The organism is Erwinia plantamica, assembly GCF_043420595.1.
GTDB lineage: Bacteria > Pseudomonadota > Gammaproteobacteria > Enterobacterales > Enterobacteriaceae > Erwinia > Erwinia aeris.
The window spans coordinates 112955-129111 of sequence record NZ_JBGCUC010000017.1 but is presented as its reverse complement, the minus strand read 5'-3'; the positions used below and the strand labels follow the sequence as shown (position 1 = coordinate 129111).

The window sequence follows — 16157 nt, the reverse complement described above, 5'->3', positions numbered from 1 at the left end:
AACATGTCGAAGGCGCAGATCCTTCAGCAGGCTGGTACCTCCGTGCTGTCAAAAGCCAACCAGGTTCCACAGGGCGTGCTGTCTCTGCTGCAGTAAGCCTCAGCTTTATCGGCAAAACTCCGCCCCGGCGGAGTTTTTTTTTTGCCCTCCTCGTCTGCCCCGCCTTAATTCTCTGCGGCGGCTTCAAATCAAAACCTGCTTTAATGTGAATTCACTCACAAATCCCGCAACAACTTGTTTCTGACGCTATTCGGCGCGAGCGAGATTTAGCTCACAAAAATTAATCCATTAATAAACATATAGTTATATAAAAACCCCGAACTAACGCTGTTTTTCATGGTGATGTCCATCACAAAAATAAGTCATTTTTATTGCTGTCAATGACCGGCACAGGGCTATTTCATCCTTAAAGTGTGACCGGCTTCGAAAAATATAATTCAGGCATCTTTAACATCGATTCTCAGATTAACGATAAAAATTTAATTTGAGGTCGGCGATGAAAATAGGGCTGGTCATTAGCGGCGGTGATGTCAGCGGTATAAACAACGTCCTGTTTCAGATAAACAGAATGACGAATTATGAAATCGTTATTTTTGATGGTGGAATTAACGGCCTGCTTAAAAACAGCGCGAAGGATATAGCACGCCGCGATCTTGTTGATTTTTCCCTGTCGCCGGTACCGCTTATCGCCTCCGGTCGAAGAGAAGAAAAATGTAAAAAAGCTGAGTATGAAAAAATTGTAAAAAACATCCGTAAAAAGAAAATTGATTGTCTGGTTATGGGCGGCGGCGATGGTTCTTTCCAGTTTTTAAAAACCCTTAGCGGCTACGGTATTAACTGCTATGGCATAGGCATGACGATCGATAATGATATTATCGGCAATAGCTACACTATCGGCTTTTCCACCGCCTGCGAACAGGTTATCAGTGAGGTTGCCAAACTGCGCAATACCGGCCGCGGGCTTCCCGGCAGAATATTTATGATCGAATTACTGGGCGGCTACTGCGGTGAATTAACCCTACAGGCTGCCCTGAAAAGCAATGCGGATATTGCGCTTATTCCTGAATCGGTTTGGGATATCGATTTACTGGCAGAAACCATCAGGCAGAAAGCAGCGCAGCAGAACAGCGTTATTATCCTTTGCTCCGAAGGCTATACTAAAGAGTATACGCCCGGTTTCCAGGGTGCGATTGATACCATGATCGGCAAACTTGAGCACAAGGTTGGCATCAGGATCAGAAAAACCATTATGGGTTATGGTTTACGCAACGGTTTTCCAACAGGGGAGGAAATTATCCAGGGCGCGATCCTGGCTGAAGAAGTGGTCAGATGTATTAATAGCGGCCTGACCAATAAAATTATCGTCATCAACAACAATAACAAAGCCATCCCTATTGATCTGAATGACTCTGACAAACGTTTGCTAGATAAAGAGAGTAACTTCTACAAACTGGCTAAAGTAAATAATCTTATCTGAGGGTAATAACATGCTTAAAGTACTCTGCGTATGTGGCTGCGGCCTCGGCTCAAGCTTTGCTATTGAAATGAGCGCGAAGTCTGTTCTTCATAAATTATCTATTGATGCTGATATCGATCACACCACGGTATCGGAAGCTTCGTCATTTAAGTATGACATTATCCTCACACAAAAAATATTTGCTGACATTCTGAATTCCGACGCCAGTGAGGAAGAAAAAAAACGGGTCATCATCCTGAATAAGCTGACCGATAAAAAAGAACTGGAAGAGAAAATCCTGGCCTGGTTAGGCACCCAAAAAAAGTGAGGTGTTAAATGGACGCAATCATTCATTTTATTATTAAAGATTTTTTAGGCCAGGCTGCCATCTTAATCGCTTTAATTGCTATGACTGGCCTTATCCTGCAAAAAAAATCCTTCGGGAAAACGCTTGAGGGGACATTTAAAACCCTGCTCGGTTTTCTGATTATGATGGCGGGTATTAATATCATTGTAGAAACGCTGACCTTTCTCAATGATATCTTTACCAGCGGCTTTGGCATGAAAGGCTACATTACCGACGTGGCGGCCATCGCCGGCGTGGCTAACCGCGAATTGGGATCGGAAGTGGCGCTGACGCTGCTGGTCATTTTTGCCGTCAATATCCTGATTGCACGCCTTACGCCGTTTAAATATATCTTCCTTACCGGCCAGGCGCTGCTGTGGATGGCCACGATCGGCACGGTCATCGGCTACAAAGCCGGGCTGACCGGCCTCACGCTTATCCTTACCGGCGGCATATTTGGCGGCGTGATGGCCGTCCTGATGCCTGCTATCGCTCAGCCCGTAGTGCGGAAAATCACCGACTCGGACGATATTGCCCTTGGCCACTTTTGTACGCTTGGCTATCTGGTTCAGGCCGCCGTAGCGCGCGCTATCGGTAACAACTCCCGTTCCACGGAAGATTTAGAGCTGCCCGATCACTTCAAATTTTTACAGGACACCTACCTGTCGATGGCCGTGGTGATGGTGCCGATGTACCTCATCCCCGCGTTTGTCGCCGGGCCGGCGTATATCGCCCGGTTCGCCGGAGGCACCAACTACCTTATGTATGCCTTTATGCAATCGATGCAGTTTGTCGCCGGGGTATTTGTGCTTTATAGCGGCGTACGCCTGCTGCTGAACGAGCTGGTTCCGGCATTCAGAGGCATTGCCATGCGCCTGGTGCCCGATGCCAAACCGGCGCTGGACTGTCCGGTGCTGTTCCCCTACGCGCCCAATGCGGTCATCGTCGGCTTTCTTGCCACTACCGTTGGCTCCCTTATTGGCATGATTGTTTTCCCCCTGTTTGGTCTGGCGATGATTTTGCCCGGCCTGCTGACGAATTTCTTTGCCGGAGGAACGGCCGGCGTATTTGGCAACGCGCTGGGCGGCAGAAAAGGTGCCATTATTGGCGGCGTGGTGCATGGCTTATTTATCACTTTATTACCCGCCATTCTGGTGCCGCTGCTGGAAAACTTTGGTTTTCAAGGCGTCACCTTCAGTGATTCAGATGTTATCGGCGCAGGTCTGGTATTAGGGCACGCTCTGCAACATGACTGGCTGTTCGTGGCTGGCTTTATCGCCTTTGCCATTTTCATTACCTGGTTCGTTAATCGCAAACTGACCGGGCATTCCCTTCCTGACGTTGTTAAAACCGAAACGGATTAATAAAAAATGTGGAGAGGCTGATGTTTGCAAAATTGAAGAATATTTTTACATCATCGCACCAGCAGCAAAATAGTGAAGATGACGAAGAGGCATTAAGAACAGAAAACGAATTATCTCTACTGGAATCGGCGCTATCGAAAAACCCGACGGATAGCAACACGCAGAAAAAGCTAATGGTTAAATATAATCAGGCCATTAAGATTTTCTCTTCCAGGAAAAACTATCGTCACCGCGTTGATGACCTGTTTATAAGAATGGATGAACTGAGAAATACTATCCGCAGAAATATATGAGGTGATATGAGCATCCGACAGTTTCTTGCACAGAACCAGTATATTCAGATCGGCATAAACGTCGAAGCCTGGGAAGATTTAATAACAATCGCCGCCGCGCCATTAATTAAAGGAGGATTCGTCACTACTGAATATCCCCAGGCCGTTATCGATAATACCAGAAAATACGGCGCCTATTATGTGTTTGAAGAAGGCATAGCCATTCCTCATGCGCGACCGGAGTGTGGCGTTATTAAAAACGGTTTTAGTCTGCTCACTCTGGCGCGCCCTGTCTCAATCAGCGACAGCGAGCCAGTTGATATTATCGTGATGTTCAGCGGTATGGACAGCGATACGCATATTACGCAAGGGATTGCCTCTATTGTAGAACTACTGGACAAAGCGGAGACGCTGGCACAAATAAGACAAGCCACCACGGTTGATGAAATTATCAGGTTATTATGAAGAAAATAATTTTAGTCAATGGTATCCCGGCATCCGGGAAAAGCCGCATCGCGCAAATGCTTGCCGAACGCCTTAATGCGCCGGTATTAAGTATAGATGGGATTAAAGAACCCTTTATGCTTCAGTTTGCGGACATTATCGACAGGCCCTTAAACCGCAAGCTGGGCTATGCCGCCTATGAGGCCATGTTTAATATTGTGCGGATGGCACCGGAAAAAACGCTTTTCATTATGGACGCCTGGTTTGGCTTTCGTGAAAAAGAAATTTTAAAGCATTATCTGGCCGTCTCCGGCTGTCAGCACACTGTTGAAATATGGAATCAGATATCGCCGCAACTGGTCGCTCAACGTTATAAATCGCGCTGCGCCTGCCGGGTTAAAGGCCACCCGGGCGAAGACTATATTCCTGAATTAATGGATCTTGCAGGTAAAGCCCGGCCAATGCAATTGGGACATACCTTTATCGCCGATCAGGATAAAGGCATTAACGATAGCGAAATTATTTCCTGGATCGAATGTTTCCTCAGCCGCGTTTAGTTTATTTCCGATAATCAGCTCTATAAGGATCAGACTTATGAATAAAATGACAACAGCAGAACGTCGTGGTTATCAAATGATTTGTGATGCCACCGGTTCAATGATGGTCATCGCCTGCGATCAGCGGGGAGGAATGAGAACGCTGTTAGCCGCCACGCCCGAAGAGCAGGCAAAAATCAGCAACGAAACCTTAGGCAAAACTAAATATGACATTACCCGCTATCTGGCGGCAGAGGCAGGCTGCGTATTAGTCGATCCCATTTGTGCCGTGCCGGGAATTGTTGATGAAAACGTGGTGCCGCGTGATACCGCGCTGCTGGTTGGGCTGGATGCTTCCGGCTGGGATCTCTCCCCGCAGGGCTACCGTATTTCCAGAATGGTTGAAGGCATTAACGCGCGTAAGGTGCGTGAGCTGGGCGCCACGGGTGGAAAAATTATGATTTATTTACGTACGGATACGCCTGAGGCTAATACCGATAACCTTGCCACGCTGCGTGAGGTTATTGCCGACTTCGCGCGTGAAGATCTGCTTCTGGTGGTGGAGTTCCTGACTTATCAACTGGAAAATGAGAACAAGGAGACTTATCAGAATAAAATTCCTCAGCTTATTCAGGATGGCTGCCGTGCCTGCATTGACTGCGGCGCTAAGGTGCTGAAAATACCCTATCCGGGGACAGAAGCCGCCTGCGCCAGCGTCACCGAAATTTGCGGTTCCATTCCCTGGGCGGTGCTGTCTGCCGGCGTCGACCACCAGACCTTTCTGCAACAGGTGGAGATCTCCCTGCGCAACGGCGCTTCTGGCGTGATTGCCGGACGTTCACTCTGGAAAGACTGCATTTCCCTTGACCGCAACGTTTCCAGAGAGAAACTCACTTCGGTTGCGGTAGGCCGACTGCACGATATCCAGCAGCTTCTGCGTAAATATAAAAGGGCGATGGCTGACGCCTGACCGGAGGTGCCCTGGCCGCTGGATGCGATAAAAGGTAGCCAAATGTCCCCTGGCCACCGGATACGATAAACGGTGGCCAGGCGCCTCGGGACAGATTGCCCTCTGACTTGAGACTTTTCGTCAGCCGCCTGTCCGATTTTTATGTAACTAACTAATACTAATAGATAAATTATCTCATCTTTTTTTCCTTCGCCGGGTTTACCGCAGCCGATCTTCTACTATCCTTCTTTAAAACCTGCATTTTTCGTTATGGAGATACCCAATGAGCATGTATGCAACCCTGGAAGAGGCTATCGACGCTGCGCGTGAAGAGTTTCTGGCCGCTAATCCGGAGATGGAAGAGGACGATGCCGCGGTCAGCCAGTTCAACCTGCAAAAATATGTGATGCAGGATGGCGATATCATGTGGCAGGCGGAGTTCCTGGCGGATGATATCGAAGAGGGAGAGGTGCTGGCGCTGCGCAGCGGTGAAGCGGCACAGGCCATTTTCGACGGTGATTTTGACGAGATCGAACTGCGTCAGGAGTGGCTGCCGGAAAATACGCTGCATGAGTGGGATGAAGGCGAATTTCAGCTGGAGCCGCCGGGCGATACCGAAGAAGGCAAAGCAGCGGCGGACGAGTGGGAAGACGATAACAGCGATTCCGACCGCGCAGACCGCTGGGAGTAATTTTACTCGTAGGGTCCGTGGTGCGCATCCACCGGCAGCAGCAACGTATCGAGAACCAGCGACAGCGGCAAATCGATAATCGTCAGAAAGCGCCAGGGCGTATCACGGACATCCCACTGCACGCCAGGATAGTATTGATTGCCGTGCCCCTGTCCGGGCAGGGTTCGACTGATGATGCTGCCGCAGCCGGTCAGCATCGTCAGGCAGCATGCCAGCAATAAAGCACGTAACAGTGTGGTCATTACCTTTCCCGATCCGTATAAAAAACGCGCCATTGTACAGCAACGGCTAAGGGCAGTAAGCCTGCGCAGCGCAAAATATCCGTAAAATCTTCCTTAATTTTAGCCTTCTCTTTGTCCGATGTTTGACCTTTCGGCTCGCCGCGCGCCCTGCGTTCGTTTTTCATGTTCTATGCTTGGTAAACGCAAATTTTTTTGCCTTGACGTGAGACTGAAAAAAATACCGGAGCAGAGACTATGAGAGCCCTTACCTACCACGGCCCGCATCGGGTCAGCGTTGATAACATGCCCGACCCGACGATTGAAGCCGCAGACGATATTATTCTGCGCGTAACGGCCACCGCTATCTGTGGTTCCGATCTGCATCTTTACCGCGGAAAAATTCCCAGCACGGAGCATGGCGACATTTTTGGCCACGAGTTTATGGGCGAAGTGGTGGAAGCAGGCAGTGGCGTGACCAAAGTCGCAAAAGGCGATCGGGTGGTTATTCCCTTTGTGATTGCCTGCGGCGATTGTTTTTTCTGTCATCTGCATCAGTATGCCGCCTGTGAAACCACTAACAGCGGCCGCGGTGCCATTCTGAACCCGAAAAAAATCACGCCGCCCGCCGCGCTGTTCGGCTTCAGCCACCTTTATGGCGGTATTCCCGGCGGACAGGCGGAATACGTGCGCGTGCCGAAAGCCAACGCCGGCCCTTTTAAAGTGCCGGACACGCTGTCGGATGAGAAAGTACTGTTTCTTTCCGATATTCTGCCCACGGCCTGGCAGGCGGTACAGAACGCTGAAGTCAAACAGGGTTCCAGCGTGGCTATCTTTGGCGCCGGCCCGGTTGGCTTACTCAGCGCCGCCTGCGCCAGACTGGCGGGCGCCGAGCAGATTTTTATGATTGACCATCATAACTACCGACTTGCCTTTGCGCGCGAGCGCTATGGCGTTATCCCGATCAATTTTGATGAAAATGACGATCCGGCCGCCTGGATTATTGAAAATACCAAAGGCCATCGCGGTGTGGATGCGGTGATCGATGCGGTAGGGTTTGAGGCCAAAGGCAGCCTGACGGAAACCGTGCTCAGCAACCTGAAGCTGGAAGGCAGCAGCGGCAAAGCGCTACGCCAGTGCATTGCGGCCGTGCGCCGTGGCGGCATTGTCAGCGTACCGGGCGTTTATGCGGGCTTTATTCATGGCTTCCTGTTCGGCGATGCCTTTGATAAAGGGCTGACCTTTAAAATGGGTCAGACTCACGTTCACGCTTACCTTCCCGATCTGCTGAAACTGATCGAGCAGGGCCACCTGAAACCCGAAGAGATCGTTACCCACCATATGCCGCTGGAAGAGGCGGCACGTGGCTATGAGATCTTTGAAAAGCGTCAGGAAGACTGTCGCAAGATTATCCTGGTGCCGGGAATGGCAAGCGCCCAGGCAACGGTTTAATTAATCTTAAGCCCGCCACAGTATCTGTTGGCGGGCAAAACGAACTGTTTTTCCGTAAAGTACCGCCGCTATTTTTGGAAGTCTGACGTTTCCAGATGCTTTACCTCCGGCGACTTTTTAACAGCTCGCCAGCGTGGGTCGTTGATAACGTTCATAAGTTAACTATTTGTTAATTATATTTTTTCCCCTCTGTCTGTGACCGCTGTCTCAGAATATTCCTTGAAAAGGATATTCTCCCCTTCTTGCCTTCCGAAATGCTCAGACCAGGCTAACCTTATTCCTGTAGCTTTACAGAGTGTGAATTTGCACTTTCTTTCCTGTTATTGAAATGGAGTGAAATATGACCATCAAGACGCTGGAAGATTTATTTATTCATGACCTGTCGGATGTGTATAGCGCAGAAAAACAAATCTCTCGCGCCCTGCCTAAAATGGCGCGTGCCGCTACCGATGAAAAACTGGTAGCCGCTTTCAAACAGCATCTTGAAGAGACTCAGGGCCAGATAGAGCGTCTGGACCAGCTGGTGGAAAGCACCGACGGCGTGCGCATTAAGCGAATGAAATGCCACGCGCTTGAAGGCCTGGTAGAAGAAGCCCAGGAAATTATTGATTCCGTGGAGGCTGGCCCGGTTCGTGACGCTGGCCTGATCGGCGCGGCGCAAAAAGTCGAGCACTATGAGATTGCCACTTACGGCACGCTGCGCGCGCTGGCTTTAAAGCTGGGCTATAAAGAGGCTGCTCGCCTGCTGGGCGAAACGCTGGAAGAAGAGAAGGCCACTGACGAGAAGCTTACCGTCATCGCTGAGCAGCAGTAACGCCAGAAGCTGGCCCCCGGAAAATAATTCAATCAAGAGGTACACCATGACAACGCATGAAGAGAACTATTTAGCCTGGGTGAAAGATGCGCACGCGATGGAAAAACAGGCGGAAAGCATGCTGGAAAAACAGGCAGAACGTCTTGAGCATTATCCCGATCTGAAAGCCCGTATCGTGCAGCATATTGAAGAAACTCGTCAGCAGCAGGCGCTGGTACAGTCGGTTATCGACCGCTACGATACTTCAAATTCCGTCTTTAAAGATACCATGGGTAAACTCACCGCTTTTGGTCAGGCGATGGGCGGCATGATGGCGGATGATGAAGTCGTGAAAGGCGCTATCAGCAGCTATGTGTTTGAGAACCTGGAAATTGCCAGCTACACCTCGCTGATTGCGGCGGCTGAACTGGTTGGCGATACCGAAGGCGCAAGAATTTTCGCGCAGATCCGCGAGCAGGAAGTGGCAATGGCCGACTGGGCGCTGAATCATCTGCCGGACGTTACCGAGCAGTTTATGACGCGCGACGCCGCGCCGGGCGTAGAAGCGAAAAAGTAACGCCTCTTCCTTAAGGCAAAAAAAATCCGGGAACCTGCGTTCCCGGATTTTTTATTTATGCCTGCATCAGATTTTCGTCGGCTGAATAGCCAGCGGATTCATGCGCAGCGACTGATAGTAATCGAACCAGTCGTGATACTTATCGGCGTTCTGCCACAGACGATAGTGCATTCTGGAAAGCGTCACCGGGTCGCTAATCAGCGCCAGACGACGATCGCGATCCAGTTTCGCCGGTGACTCGCTCAGCGCCTGCTCGACACGGCGATCGCGGGCGAATTCCAGAATATCGCTTTTCAGGTGGCGCGAAGTGGCCATCGCGCTGGCCAGTGCGTTGAACGACGGATTGAACAGCGCGTGCATAAAGCCATCTTTCAGCGCACGTTCACGGTTCAGCGCGTTGTAGCGATCGGTGTCGACCAGCTCTCTCGGCGGCTCAAACTCTTCCGGGATCAGGAACAGATTAGCGCGTTTCGACGCCATTCCGGTCGTGGAGCGGCTTGAATACACCGACACGAAAGGCGAGAGGATCAGCGAGAAGACGATCGGTGCCAGCCACCACAGGAAGTTCAGATCCAGCCAGCCCATGCCTGCCGCCCAGACGATGCCAAGCGCCATCTGGGAACCGTGACGTTTAAACGCCTCGCTCCATGGGGTCGCATCGTCATCGCGCTGCGGCGAGTTCCAGACCACTTCCCAGCCCAGGAAGGCGCTGACCACGAACACCGTATGGAACAGCATACGCACCGGCGCCAGCAGGACGGAGAACAGCACTTCCAGGAACAGCGAAACGGTTACGCGCACCACGCCGCCATAAGGCTTCGCTCCCTTGAACCACACCAGGATGATACTGAGCAGTTTAGGCAGGAACAAGAGCACCATAGTGGTGGAGAAGAGCGCTATCGCCAGTTCGGGACGCCACTGCGGCCAGACCGGGAAAAGCTGTCTTGGCTGCAGGAAGTACTGCGGCTCCATCAGCGTATGCACCACCTGAAGCGCCGTTGACAGCGCCAGGAACAGGAACCACAGCGGCGCCGACAGATAGGACATCACGCCGGTCAGGAACACCGCACGGTGTACCGGATGCATCCCTTTAACCAGGAACAGGCGGAAGTTCATCAGGTTGCCGTGACACCAGCGGCGGTCGCGTTTCAGCTCGTCCAGCAGGTTTGGCGGCAGCTCCTCATAGGAGCCGGGCAGATCGTAAGCGATCCACACGCCCCAGCCCGCACGGCGCATCAGCGCGGCTTCCACAAAGTCATGCGACAGGATAGAACCGGCGAATGAGCCTTCGCCCGGCAGCGGTGCCAGCGCGCAATGCTCGATAAACGGCTTCACGCGGATAATGGCGTTATGGCCCCAGTAGTGCGACTCGCCCAGCTGCCAGAAGTGCAGACCGGCAGTGAACAGCGGCCCGTAGACGCGCGTGGCGAACTGCTGGCAGCGCGCATAGAGCGTGTCCATACCGGAAGCTTTCGGCGAAGACTGGATGATACCCGCGTTCGGGTTAGCTTCCATCATACGCACCAGGCCGGTCAGACATTCGCCGCTCATGACGCTGTCCGCATCCAGTACCACCATGTAGCTGTACTGGCTGCCCCAGCGGCGGCAGAAGTCATCGATGTTGCCGCTTTTACGCTTCACGCGGCGGCGGCGGCGGCGATAGAAAATGCGCCCTTCCCCGCCCACGTCACGTACCAGCTCCATCCACGCTTTCTGCTCGGCCATCGCGATGTCCGGGTTGTAGCTGTCGCTGAGGATATAAACATCGAAATGCTGCTGCTCGCCCGTTCTGACCACGGACTCCCAGGTAGCCCGCAGGCCAGCGAAAACGCGTTCCACATCCTCATTACAGATCGGCATAATCAGCGCGGTACGATGTTCCGGGTTAATGGGATCGTTATCGTTACTGTTGTACGAGATACTGTATTTGTCTTTGCCGATCAGCAGCTGTAAAAAGCCCATCAGCGCCGTCCAGAAGCCGGCGGAAACCCAGCAGAACAGCACGGCAAACAGGAACAGGATCCCGGTTTGCAGCACGTACGGCAGAATTTGCAGCACCGACTGCTGCCAGTTCTGGTTGATCATCTCCATAGGATCGATCAGCGCCCAGCCCTGATAAGGCAGAATGGTTTTCATGTACCAGGTGGCAATCACCGTTTGCGCGATGGTCAGCAGCAGCAGGATATAGCGGCGAATCGATCCGACGTGACGCCATTTATCTTCTGCACGCTGCTCTTCGGCATTGGCATAGCGCGGTTTGGTTTTATGCCCGCGCAGAGAATCCCACGCGCGTGACACCGGGTTAGTACGCCAGGCTTCCGGGTACATAGAAGAACGCGTGTGGGGCGGCATCGCCTTCAGCGTGGTGCGATGCAGCGCATCTTCGGCAAACTGTTCGCCTTTACCCACGGCATCCGGCCACGTCATCTCAATCCGCGATTTCACCGAAGCCAGCGGCGCGTCGTCCGCGCGCTCCGGCATTGGCGGCTCGCCCAGCGTCTGATGCAGCTGGCTAAAAGCCGCCTCAGACTGGTCAGGCAGCGCGTTCAGCAGCGCCTCTTTCCGCTCCGCGGGCAGAGGCAGCGCATCAATATAATCAGCGTTAGTCTTATTCATTGGCAGGCAACTGATAGCTCCAGGTTTCGGTCAGCGTTTTGTCGCCGTTAACCAGCGCAGCACGCATCTCTGTAGGCTGTTTGTTGTCCTTAACGCGTAGACGGATCACCAGACGCCAGCCTTTGGTGACCGGATTGTAGCGAACGCTGTTTTCCACCAGCTCGCCGTTATTACCGATGCTGACCTGAGGCGCAACCGGCGTATCGGCCGGCAGCTTGCTCATATCCTGACCGGCGAAGTCGACGATAAAGGCGACCGTGCCGTCCGGCTGACGAACAAGGTTAGACTGTTTCACATCGCCGGTTGAGCGCAGCGTATCTTTTACAAACGCCATATCCGGCGAGTGCAGCTGGCTTTCGTCGCGGGTAAAGTGCAGACGATACTTAAAGTTCATCTCTTTGCCCGGCTCCGGCAGACTTTCCGGCGTCCAGTAGGCCACGACGTTGTCGTTGGTTTCATCAGCCGTCGGGATCTCTACCAGTTCCACCCGTCCTTTGCCCCACTCGCCCTGCGGTTCAATCCAGCCGCTTGGGCGCAGATCGTAACGGTCGTCCAGATCCTGATACTGAGAGAAATCGCGGCCGCGCTGCAGCAGGCCGAAGCCTTTTGGATTCTCTACGGTAAAGGTGCTGACCGCGAGGTGTTTAGGGTTATTCAGCGGACGCCAGATCCATTCGCCGTTGCCGGCATGGATCGACAGGCCGTCGGAATCATGCAGAGCAGGACGATAGTTAACCTGCGAGGAAGGCTGGTTAGCGCCGAACAGGTACATGCTGGTCAGCGGCGCTACGCCCAGTTTGCCGACTTTATCGCGCAGGTAGACTTTCGACTGTACGTCGACAGTGGTTTCTTTACCTGGCGTGATAAGGAAGCGATAGGCGCCGGTCGCGCGTGGCGAATCAAGCAGCGCGTAGATCACCAGATGCTTGTCGGCCGGTTTTGGTCGTTCTACCCAAAACGTTTTAAAACGCGGGAATTCCTCGCCGGAAGGCAGCGCGGTATCAATAGCCAGCCCGCGCGACGAAAGACCGTAAACCTGACCAGCCCCGATAACGCGGAAATAGCTGGCGCCCAGGAAACTGGTGATCTCATCGTCTTTTTTATTTTTACTGTTAAGCGGATAAAGCACTTTAAATCCGGCAAACCCAAGGTTTTTGACGGTTTCAGGATCGTGCTTAACATTGCCGAAATTAAAATAGTCCGGTGAATATTTAATCTCATGAACGGTAGACGCCGTCACTTCATTAATTTGCACCGGCGTGTCGAAGTACATGCCCTGGTGATAGAACTCCAGCTTGAACGGGGTTTTCAGCTTGCTCCACCAGGCTTTATCGCGATTGAACTGGATCTGCTGATAGTCAGCATATTTCATCTCGCGCAGTTGGGAAGGTAAATTGCTTTTGGGCGCTTCATACCCTTTCCCGGCCAAATCTTTCGCCTGTTTTGCTACATCATCAATGCTGAAAGCCCAGCCGGAGCTGGCATACATTGACAGCAAAACCGTTGCGCCAATCAGACGCAATTTCATCAGTTTTGGCTTATTTTTCATTTTAATCAGCACATCCCCCCCTTTCGTGTGCTTAAATCAATCCCATCCATCTTAATGGATAATTCGCAATTCCGACAGCTCAACAACATTTTTGTTCCTCGCATTTGTTGCTTTTAGCGCCCTGTTCTCAACTGCTTAGCGGATACGGATTCCCCTGATAGTATACCTGTGTTTTCTCCACTAGAGTAAGCGGTAAGCTTTAGCGTGGCTCAGGGTGAGCAAACGCTGTAACGTGTTGAATATGGGACGAATATGACAAAACAATCCGGGCAGCGAGAATATTTTTTTGACTCGATCAGAGCCTACCTGATGCTTTTAGGCGTACCTTTTCACGTCTCGTTGATTTATTCCAGCCAAAGCTGGTCAGTAAATAGTCCGCACGCTTCCGAATGGCTTACGCTGCTGAATGATTTTATTCACGCATTCAGGATGCAGGTGTTCTTCGTTATTTCAGGTTATTTCTCTTATATGCTCTTTTTACGCTACAGCCCGCAGTACTGGCTGAAGGTGCGTCTGGAGCGTGTAGGCATTCCGATGCTGGCAGCCGTGCCGCTGCTGACGCTGCCGCAGTTTTTTATGCTAAAGGCCTGGACCGCGAGAATTGGCGACTGGAGCCAGCTAACGCTTTATCAGAAATTTAATGCGCTTAGCTGGGATCTTATCTCGCACCTGTGGTTTTTGCTGGTGTTGGTTATGCTGACCCTGACCGGCGCATGGCTGTTTAAAAAACTGCGTGACGGCAGACAATTAACGGACTATTCCGAGCTGAACTGGACACGTCTTAGCCTGGCTATCCTGCTTTGCAGCGTGATTTGGGGAGCGATTCGGCGATTGCTGTTTATTTTCGAGCCGCAGCTGTTAAGCAATGCCCTGTTTAATTTTGTGGTTATGCAAACCTTGTTCTTCCTGCCCTTCTTTATACTGGGCGCGATGGCGTGGAAATATCCGGCGATTAAGGCCCTTTTAATTAAACCTGTGCCCTGGACGTTTATCGGTTCCGCGCTCGCGTTTGTCGCCTATATTGCTAATCAGACATGGAGTAAAGGCGAAGGCTGGCTCTATGAGATTGACGCCGTGGTATCAATGATGATGGGGCTGTGGATGGTTAACGTGGTGTTTTCATTGGGACATCGCCTGCTGAACAGCCATTCGCCTCGCGTGACCTATCTGGTCAACGCCTCCCTGTTTATCTACCTGGTGCACCACCCGCTGACTATCCTTTACGGTATTTTCCTGGTGCCGCATATCGGCAGCAATACGCTGGGCTTTTTCGCCGGTCTGGTGTTCGTCTTCGGTATCGCGTTTATGCTTTACGAGATCCATTTGCGGATCCCGGTGCTGCGCTTTCTCTTTTCGGGCAAGCTGCCGCAAAAATAGCGCCTGAAAACTGGCCCGGCGACGCCGGGCCTTTTATAACAGCCACTCTATAGGCAAACGCCAGACCAGCCGCACCAGCAGCCGCTGAATAAAACGCGTGCCCGGCTCGTGACGATGAACGATCTCCTTATCGCCTTCTCCGGGATATTCCACCCAGTTTACCCTGCCCCATTTATCCAGCCGCAGCGTCCAGGCGCGGTCGCGGATCCGGCTGATAAAACGCTGATGGATGCTGGTGGCTAACGGTTCGCTTTCAATCACAAAACCCATTTCGGTATTGAGCATGGCCGAGCGGGGATCGAAATTAAACGAGCCGATAAACACCTTTTCACTGTCGACGCTAAAAGTTTTGGCGTGCAGACTGGAACCGGAGTTCCCGGTCAGGCCGCGATCGTGCGGCTTTTCACGTAGCCCGGTGTTAGGTTTCAGCTCGTAAAGCGTGATGCCGTGCCGCAGCAGCTTTTTGCGCCACTTGGCATAGCCTGCATGAACCACCGACACATCGTTTGCCGCCAGCGAATTGGTCAAAATCGCTATTTTTACGCCTTTTCTGACCAGCCCTAACAGCTGTGCCACGCCCGCGCGAGTAGGTACAAAGTAGGCGGAGATAATATCGAACTGCCGCTGGGGCTGGCCAATCACTTCTAACATACGCTGTGGCAGCAGCGTCGACGCTTTGGCACGGCCCAATCCCTTACGAGGATCGTCGCTGAGTAGGCGCGTTTTAGCCCAGGTAAGCGGCAGATCGCCCGCGGCCAGCTGCGTAGTAAAGGAGGAGACTTCAATACGTTGCAGATAGCGTTTCACCTGCGGGTTATTCAGCCACTCGGCGGGCAGCGACGCCGCTGCGCGTTCAGCTTCATGCTCAATATCCACCACTTTACTGAAGGGCTGCACGGCATGGCTTTCCCAGTAACGTTCAAAGTCATCCGTCACCTCGTTCACTACCGGGCCGATAGCCATCACATCCAGATCGGAAAAGAGCGGTTCGTCGCCGGCGCCAAAGTATTCATCGCCTACGTTACGGCCACCCACGATGGTGACTTCCCGATCGACGGTAAAACTCTTGTTGTGCATACGGCGGTTAAGCCGGGCGAAATCGGTGAGATAGCCCAGCGCGCGCAGCGTACGAAACGAGAAGGCATTAAACAGCCGAACCTGAATATTTTTATGGCGGCTCAGTTCGCTTAGCGTGTGGTCCAGCCCCATCGTATTGTTGTCATCCAGCAGCAGCCGCACCTGCACGCCGCGATCTGCTGCCGCCAACACGGCGCTGAACAGCAGACGGCCGGACATATCGTCCTGCCAGATATAGTACTGAATATCCAGCGTGCGTTCGGCGTTAGCCATCAGCTGATAGCGGGCGGCAAAGGCGTCCAGGCCCTCTTCCAGCGGATAAATGCCGCTGTGTTCAGGGTGACTCTCTACCAGAGAGGAAACGGCGCTCGTCAGCGACGCGCGCGCGGCTGGCTCATCTTCTGGCGCAAAAGCTTCAACCACGGTTCTTCCTTATTTTA

18 protein-coding genes are annotated in these 16157 nt (G+C 52.3%); 13 read left to right on the top strand and 5 right to left on the bottom strand.

Features of this window, described 5'->3' with window-relative positions; translation table 11 throughout:
* The 9 genes from AB3U87_RS17460 to AB3U87_RS17420 form a co-directional block, all read left to right on the top strand.
* A partial coding sequence (locus AB3U87_RS17460) for a flagellin (protein ID WP_148101260.1) occupies positions 1 to 96 on the top strand: 96 nt, incomplete at its 5' end.
* Between the two features lie 400 nt (positions 97 to 496).
* A complete protein-coding gene (locus tag AB3U87_RS17455; protein WP_253454625.1) occupies positions 497 to 1477 on the top strand; it encodes a 6-phosphofructokinase in 981 nt (326 codons plus the stop codon).
* 10 nt (positions 1478 to 1487) lie between these two features.
* The gene (locus AB3U87_RS17450; RefSeq protein ID WP_253454626.1) at positions 1488 to 1784 is read left to right on the top strand and encodes a PTS sugar transporter subunit IIB; all 297 of its coding nucleotides are present in this window, start codon (positions 1488 to 1490) and stop codon (positions 1782 to 1784) included.
* An 8-nt stretch (positions 1785 to 1792) separates the two neighbouring features.
* Positions 1793 to 3166, top strand: coding sequence for a PTS sugar transporter subunit IIC (locus tag AB3U87_RS17445; protein ID WP_394149906.1), 1374 nt, complete (start codon positions 1793 to 1795; stop codon positions 3164 to 3166).
* Between the two features lie 20 nt (positions 3167 to 3186).
* Positions 3187 to 3459 (top strand): hypothetical protein, encoded by a 273-nt coding sequence (locus AB3U87_RS17440; RefSeq protein ID WP_394149904.1) that lies wholly within the window; start codon positions 3187 to 3189, stop codon positions 3457 to 3459.
* A gap of 6 nt (positions 3460 to 3465) precedes the next feature.
* Entirely contained in the window at positions 3466 to 3903 is a 438-nt protein-coding gene (locus tag AB3U87_RS17435) for a PTS sugar transporter subunit IIA (protein WP_394149902.1), read from the top strand.
* Positions 3900 to 4439, top strand: a complete 540-nt coding sequence (locus AB3U87_RS17430; protein WP_253454630.1) for a P-loop nucleotide/nucleoside kinase family protein — start codon at positions 3900 to 3902, stop codon at positions 4437 to 4439. Before AB3U87_RS17435 ends, AB3U87_RS17430 begins: the two co-directional genes overlap by 4 nt.
* A gap of 37 nt (positions 4440 to 4476) precedes the next feature.
* Positions 4477 to 5388: a tagatose-bisphosphate aldolase gene (locus AB3U87_RS17425; RefSeq protein WP_253454631.1), complete on the top strand. Its 912-nt coding sequence runs from the start codon at positions 4477 to 4479 to the stop codon at positions 5386 to 5388.
* Between the two features lie 262 nt (positions 5389 to 5650).
* Entirely contained in the window at positions 5651 to 6058 is a 408-nt protein-coding gene (locus tag AB3U87_RS17420) for a MysB family protein (RefSeq protein ID WP_125288639.1), read from the top strand.
* Between the two features lie 2 nt (positions 6059 to 6060).
* On the opposite strand, the gene AB3U87_RS17415 is transcribed toward AB3U87_RS17420, so the two are convergent.
* On the bottom strand, positions 6061 to 6300 hold the full coding sequence (locus tag AB3U87_RS17415) for a YceK/YidQ family lipoprotein (protein WP_253454632.1): 240 nt from the start codon (positions 6298 to 6300) through the stop codon (positions 6061 to 6063).
* Positions 6300 to 6464 (bottom strand): hypothetical protein, encoded by a 165-nt coding sequence (locus tag AB3U87_RS17410; RefSeq protein ID WP_253454633.1) that lies wholly within the window; start codon positions 6462 to 6464, stop codon positions 6300 to 6302. Before AB3U87_RS17410 ends, AB3U87_RS17415 begins: the two co-directional genes overlap by 1 nt.
* Positions 6465 to 6534: 70 nt before the next feature.
* Here AB3U87_RS17410 and AB3U87_RS17405 point away from each other — a divergent pair, with 70 nt between their 5' ends.
* The 3 genes from AB3U87_RS17405 to AB3U87_RS17395 all read left to right on the top strand — a co-directional run bounded on the left by AB3U87_RS17405 (position 6535) and on the right by AB3U87_RS17395 (position 9098).
* The gene (locus AB3U87_RS17405) at positions 6535 to 7728 is read left to right on the top strand and encodes a zinc-dependent alcohol dehydrogenase (protein ID WP_253454634.1); all 1194 of its coding nucleotides are present in this window, start codon (positions 6535 to 6537) and stop codon (positions 7726 to 7728) included.
* Between the two features lie 340 nt (positions 7729 to 8068).
* The gene (locus AB3U87_RS17400) at positions 8069 to 8542 is read left to right on the top strand and encodes a YciE/YciF ferroxidase family protein (protein ID WP_125288642.1); all 474 of its coding nucleotides are present in this window, start codon (positions 8069 to 8071) and stop codon (positions 8540 to 8542) included.
* A gap of 46 nt (positions 8543 to 8588) precedes the next feature.
* Entirely contained in the window at positions 8589 to 9098 is a 510-nt protein-coding gene (locus AB3U87_RS17395; RefSeq protein ID WP_125288643.1) for a ferritin-like domain-containing protein, read from the top strand.
* A 66-nt stretch (positions 9099 to 9164) separates the two neighbouring features.
* Here the strand turns inward: AB3U87_RS17395 and mdoH are convergent, their stop codons facing one another.
* Entirely contained in the window at positions 9165 to 11714 is a 2550-nt protein-coding gene (gene mdoH, locus AB3U87_RS17390; protein WP_253454635.1) for a glucans biosynthesis glucosyltransferase MdoH, read from the bottom strand.
* The gene (locus AB3U87_RS17385) at positions 11707 to 13245 is read right to left on the bottom strand and encodes a glucan biosynthesis protein G (RefSeq protein WP_301251305.1); all 1539 of its coding nucleotides are present in this window, start codon (positions 13243 to 13245) and stop codon (positions 11707 to 11709) included. The genes mdoH and AB3U87_RS17385 overlap by 8 nt, the downstream gene beginning before the upstream one ends.
* A 270-nt stretch (positions 13246 to 13515) precedes the next feature.
* Here AB3U87_RS17385 and mdoC point away from each other — a divergent pair, with 270 nt between their 5' ends.
* On the top strand, positions 13516 to 14640 hold the full coding sequence (mdoC, locus tag AB3U87_RS17380; protein ID WP_253454636.1) for a glucans biosynthesis protein MdoC: 1125 nt from the start codon (positions 13516 to 13518) through the stop codon (positions 14638 to 14640).
* A 33-nt stretch (positions 14641 to 14673) separates the two neighbouring features.
* Here mdoC and AB3U87_RS17375 read toward each other — a convergent pair whose 3' ends face one another.
* Positions 14674 to 16140: a phospholipase D family protein gene (locus AB3U87_RS17375; RefSeq protein ID WP_394149898.1), complete on the bottom strand. Its 1467-nt coding sequence runs from the start codon at positions 16138 to 16140 to the stop codon at positions 14674 to 14676.
* Positions 16141 to 16157: the final 17 nt, after the last annotated feature.

Bases quoted from the DNA above. Each gene is read 5' to 3' on its own strand.
- AB3U87_RS17455 (WP_253454625.1), top strand. From the start codon at position 497: ATGAAAATAGGGCTGGTCATTAGCGGCGGTGATGTCAGCGGTATAAAC.
- AB3U87_RS17450 (WP_253454626.1), top strand. From the start codon at position 1,488: ATGCTTAAAGTACTCTGCGTATGTGGCTGCGGCCTCGGCTCAAGCTTT.
- AB3U87_RS17445 (WP_394149906.1), top strand. From the start codon at position 1,793: ATGGACGCAATCATTCATTTTATTATTAAAGATTTTTTAGGCCAGGCT.
- AB3U87_RS17440 (WP_394149904.1), top strand. From the start codon at position 3,187: ATGTTTGCAAAATTGAAGAATATTTTTACATCATCGCACCAGCAGCAA.
- AB3U87_RS17435 (WP_394149902.1), top strand. From the start codon at position 3,466: ATGAGCATCCGACAGTTTCTTGCACAGAACCAGTATATTCAGATCGGC.
- AB3U87_RS17430 (WP_253454630.1), top strand. From the start codon at position 3,900: ATGAAGAAAATAATTTTAGTCAATGGTATCCCGGCATCCGGGAAAAGC.
- AB3U87_RS17425 (WP_253454631.1), top strand. From the start codon at position 4,477: ATGAATAAAATGACAACAGCAGAACGTCGTGGTTATCAAATGATTTGT.
- AB3U87_RS17420 (WP_125288639.1), top strand. From the start codon at position 5,651: ATGAGCATGTATGCAACCCTGGAAGAGGCTATCGACGCTGCGCGTGAA.
- AB3U87_RS17415 (WP_253454632.1), bottom strand. From the start codon at position 6,300: ATGACCACACTGTTACGTGCTTTATTGCTGGCATGCTGCCTGACGATG.
- AB3U87_RS17410 (WP_253454633.1), bottom strand. From the start codon at position 6,464: ATGAAAAACGAACGCAGGGCGCGCGGCGAGCCGAAAGGTCAAACATCG.
- AB3U87_RS17405 (WP_253454634.1), top strand. From the start codon at position 6,535: ATGAGAGCCCTTACCTACCACGGCCCGCATCGGGTCAGCGTTGATAAC.
- AB3U87_RS17400 (WP_125288642.1), top strand. From the start codon at position 8,069: ATGACCATCAAGACGCTGGAAGATTTATTTATTCATGACCTGTCGGAT.
- AB3U87_RS17395 (WP_125288643.1), top strand. From the start codon at position 8,589: ATGACAACGCATGAAGAGAACTATTTAGCCTGGGTGAAAGATGCGCAC.
- mdoH (WP_253454635.1), bottom strand. From the start codon at position 11,714: ATGAATAAGACTAACGCTGATTATATTGATGCGCTGCCTCTGCCCGCG.
- mdoC (WP_253454636.1), top strand. From the start codon at position 13,516: ATGACAAAACAATCCGGGCAGCGAGAATATTTTTTTGACTCGATCAGA.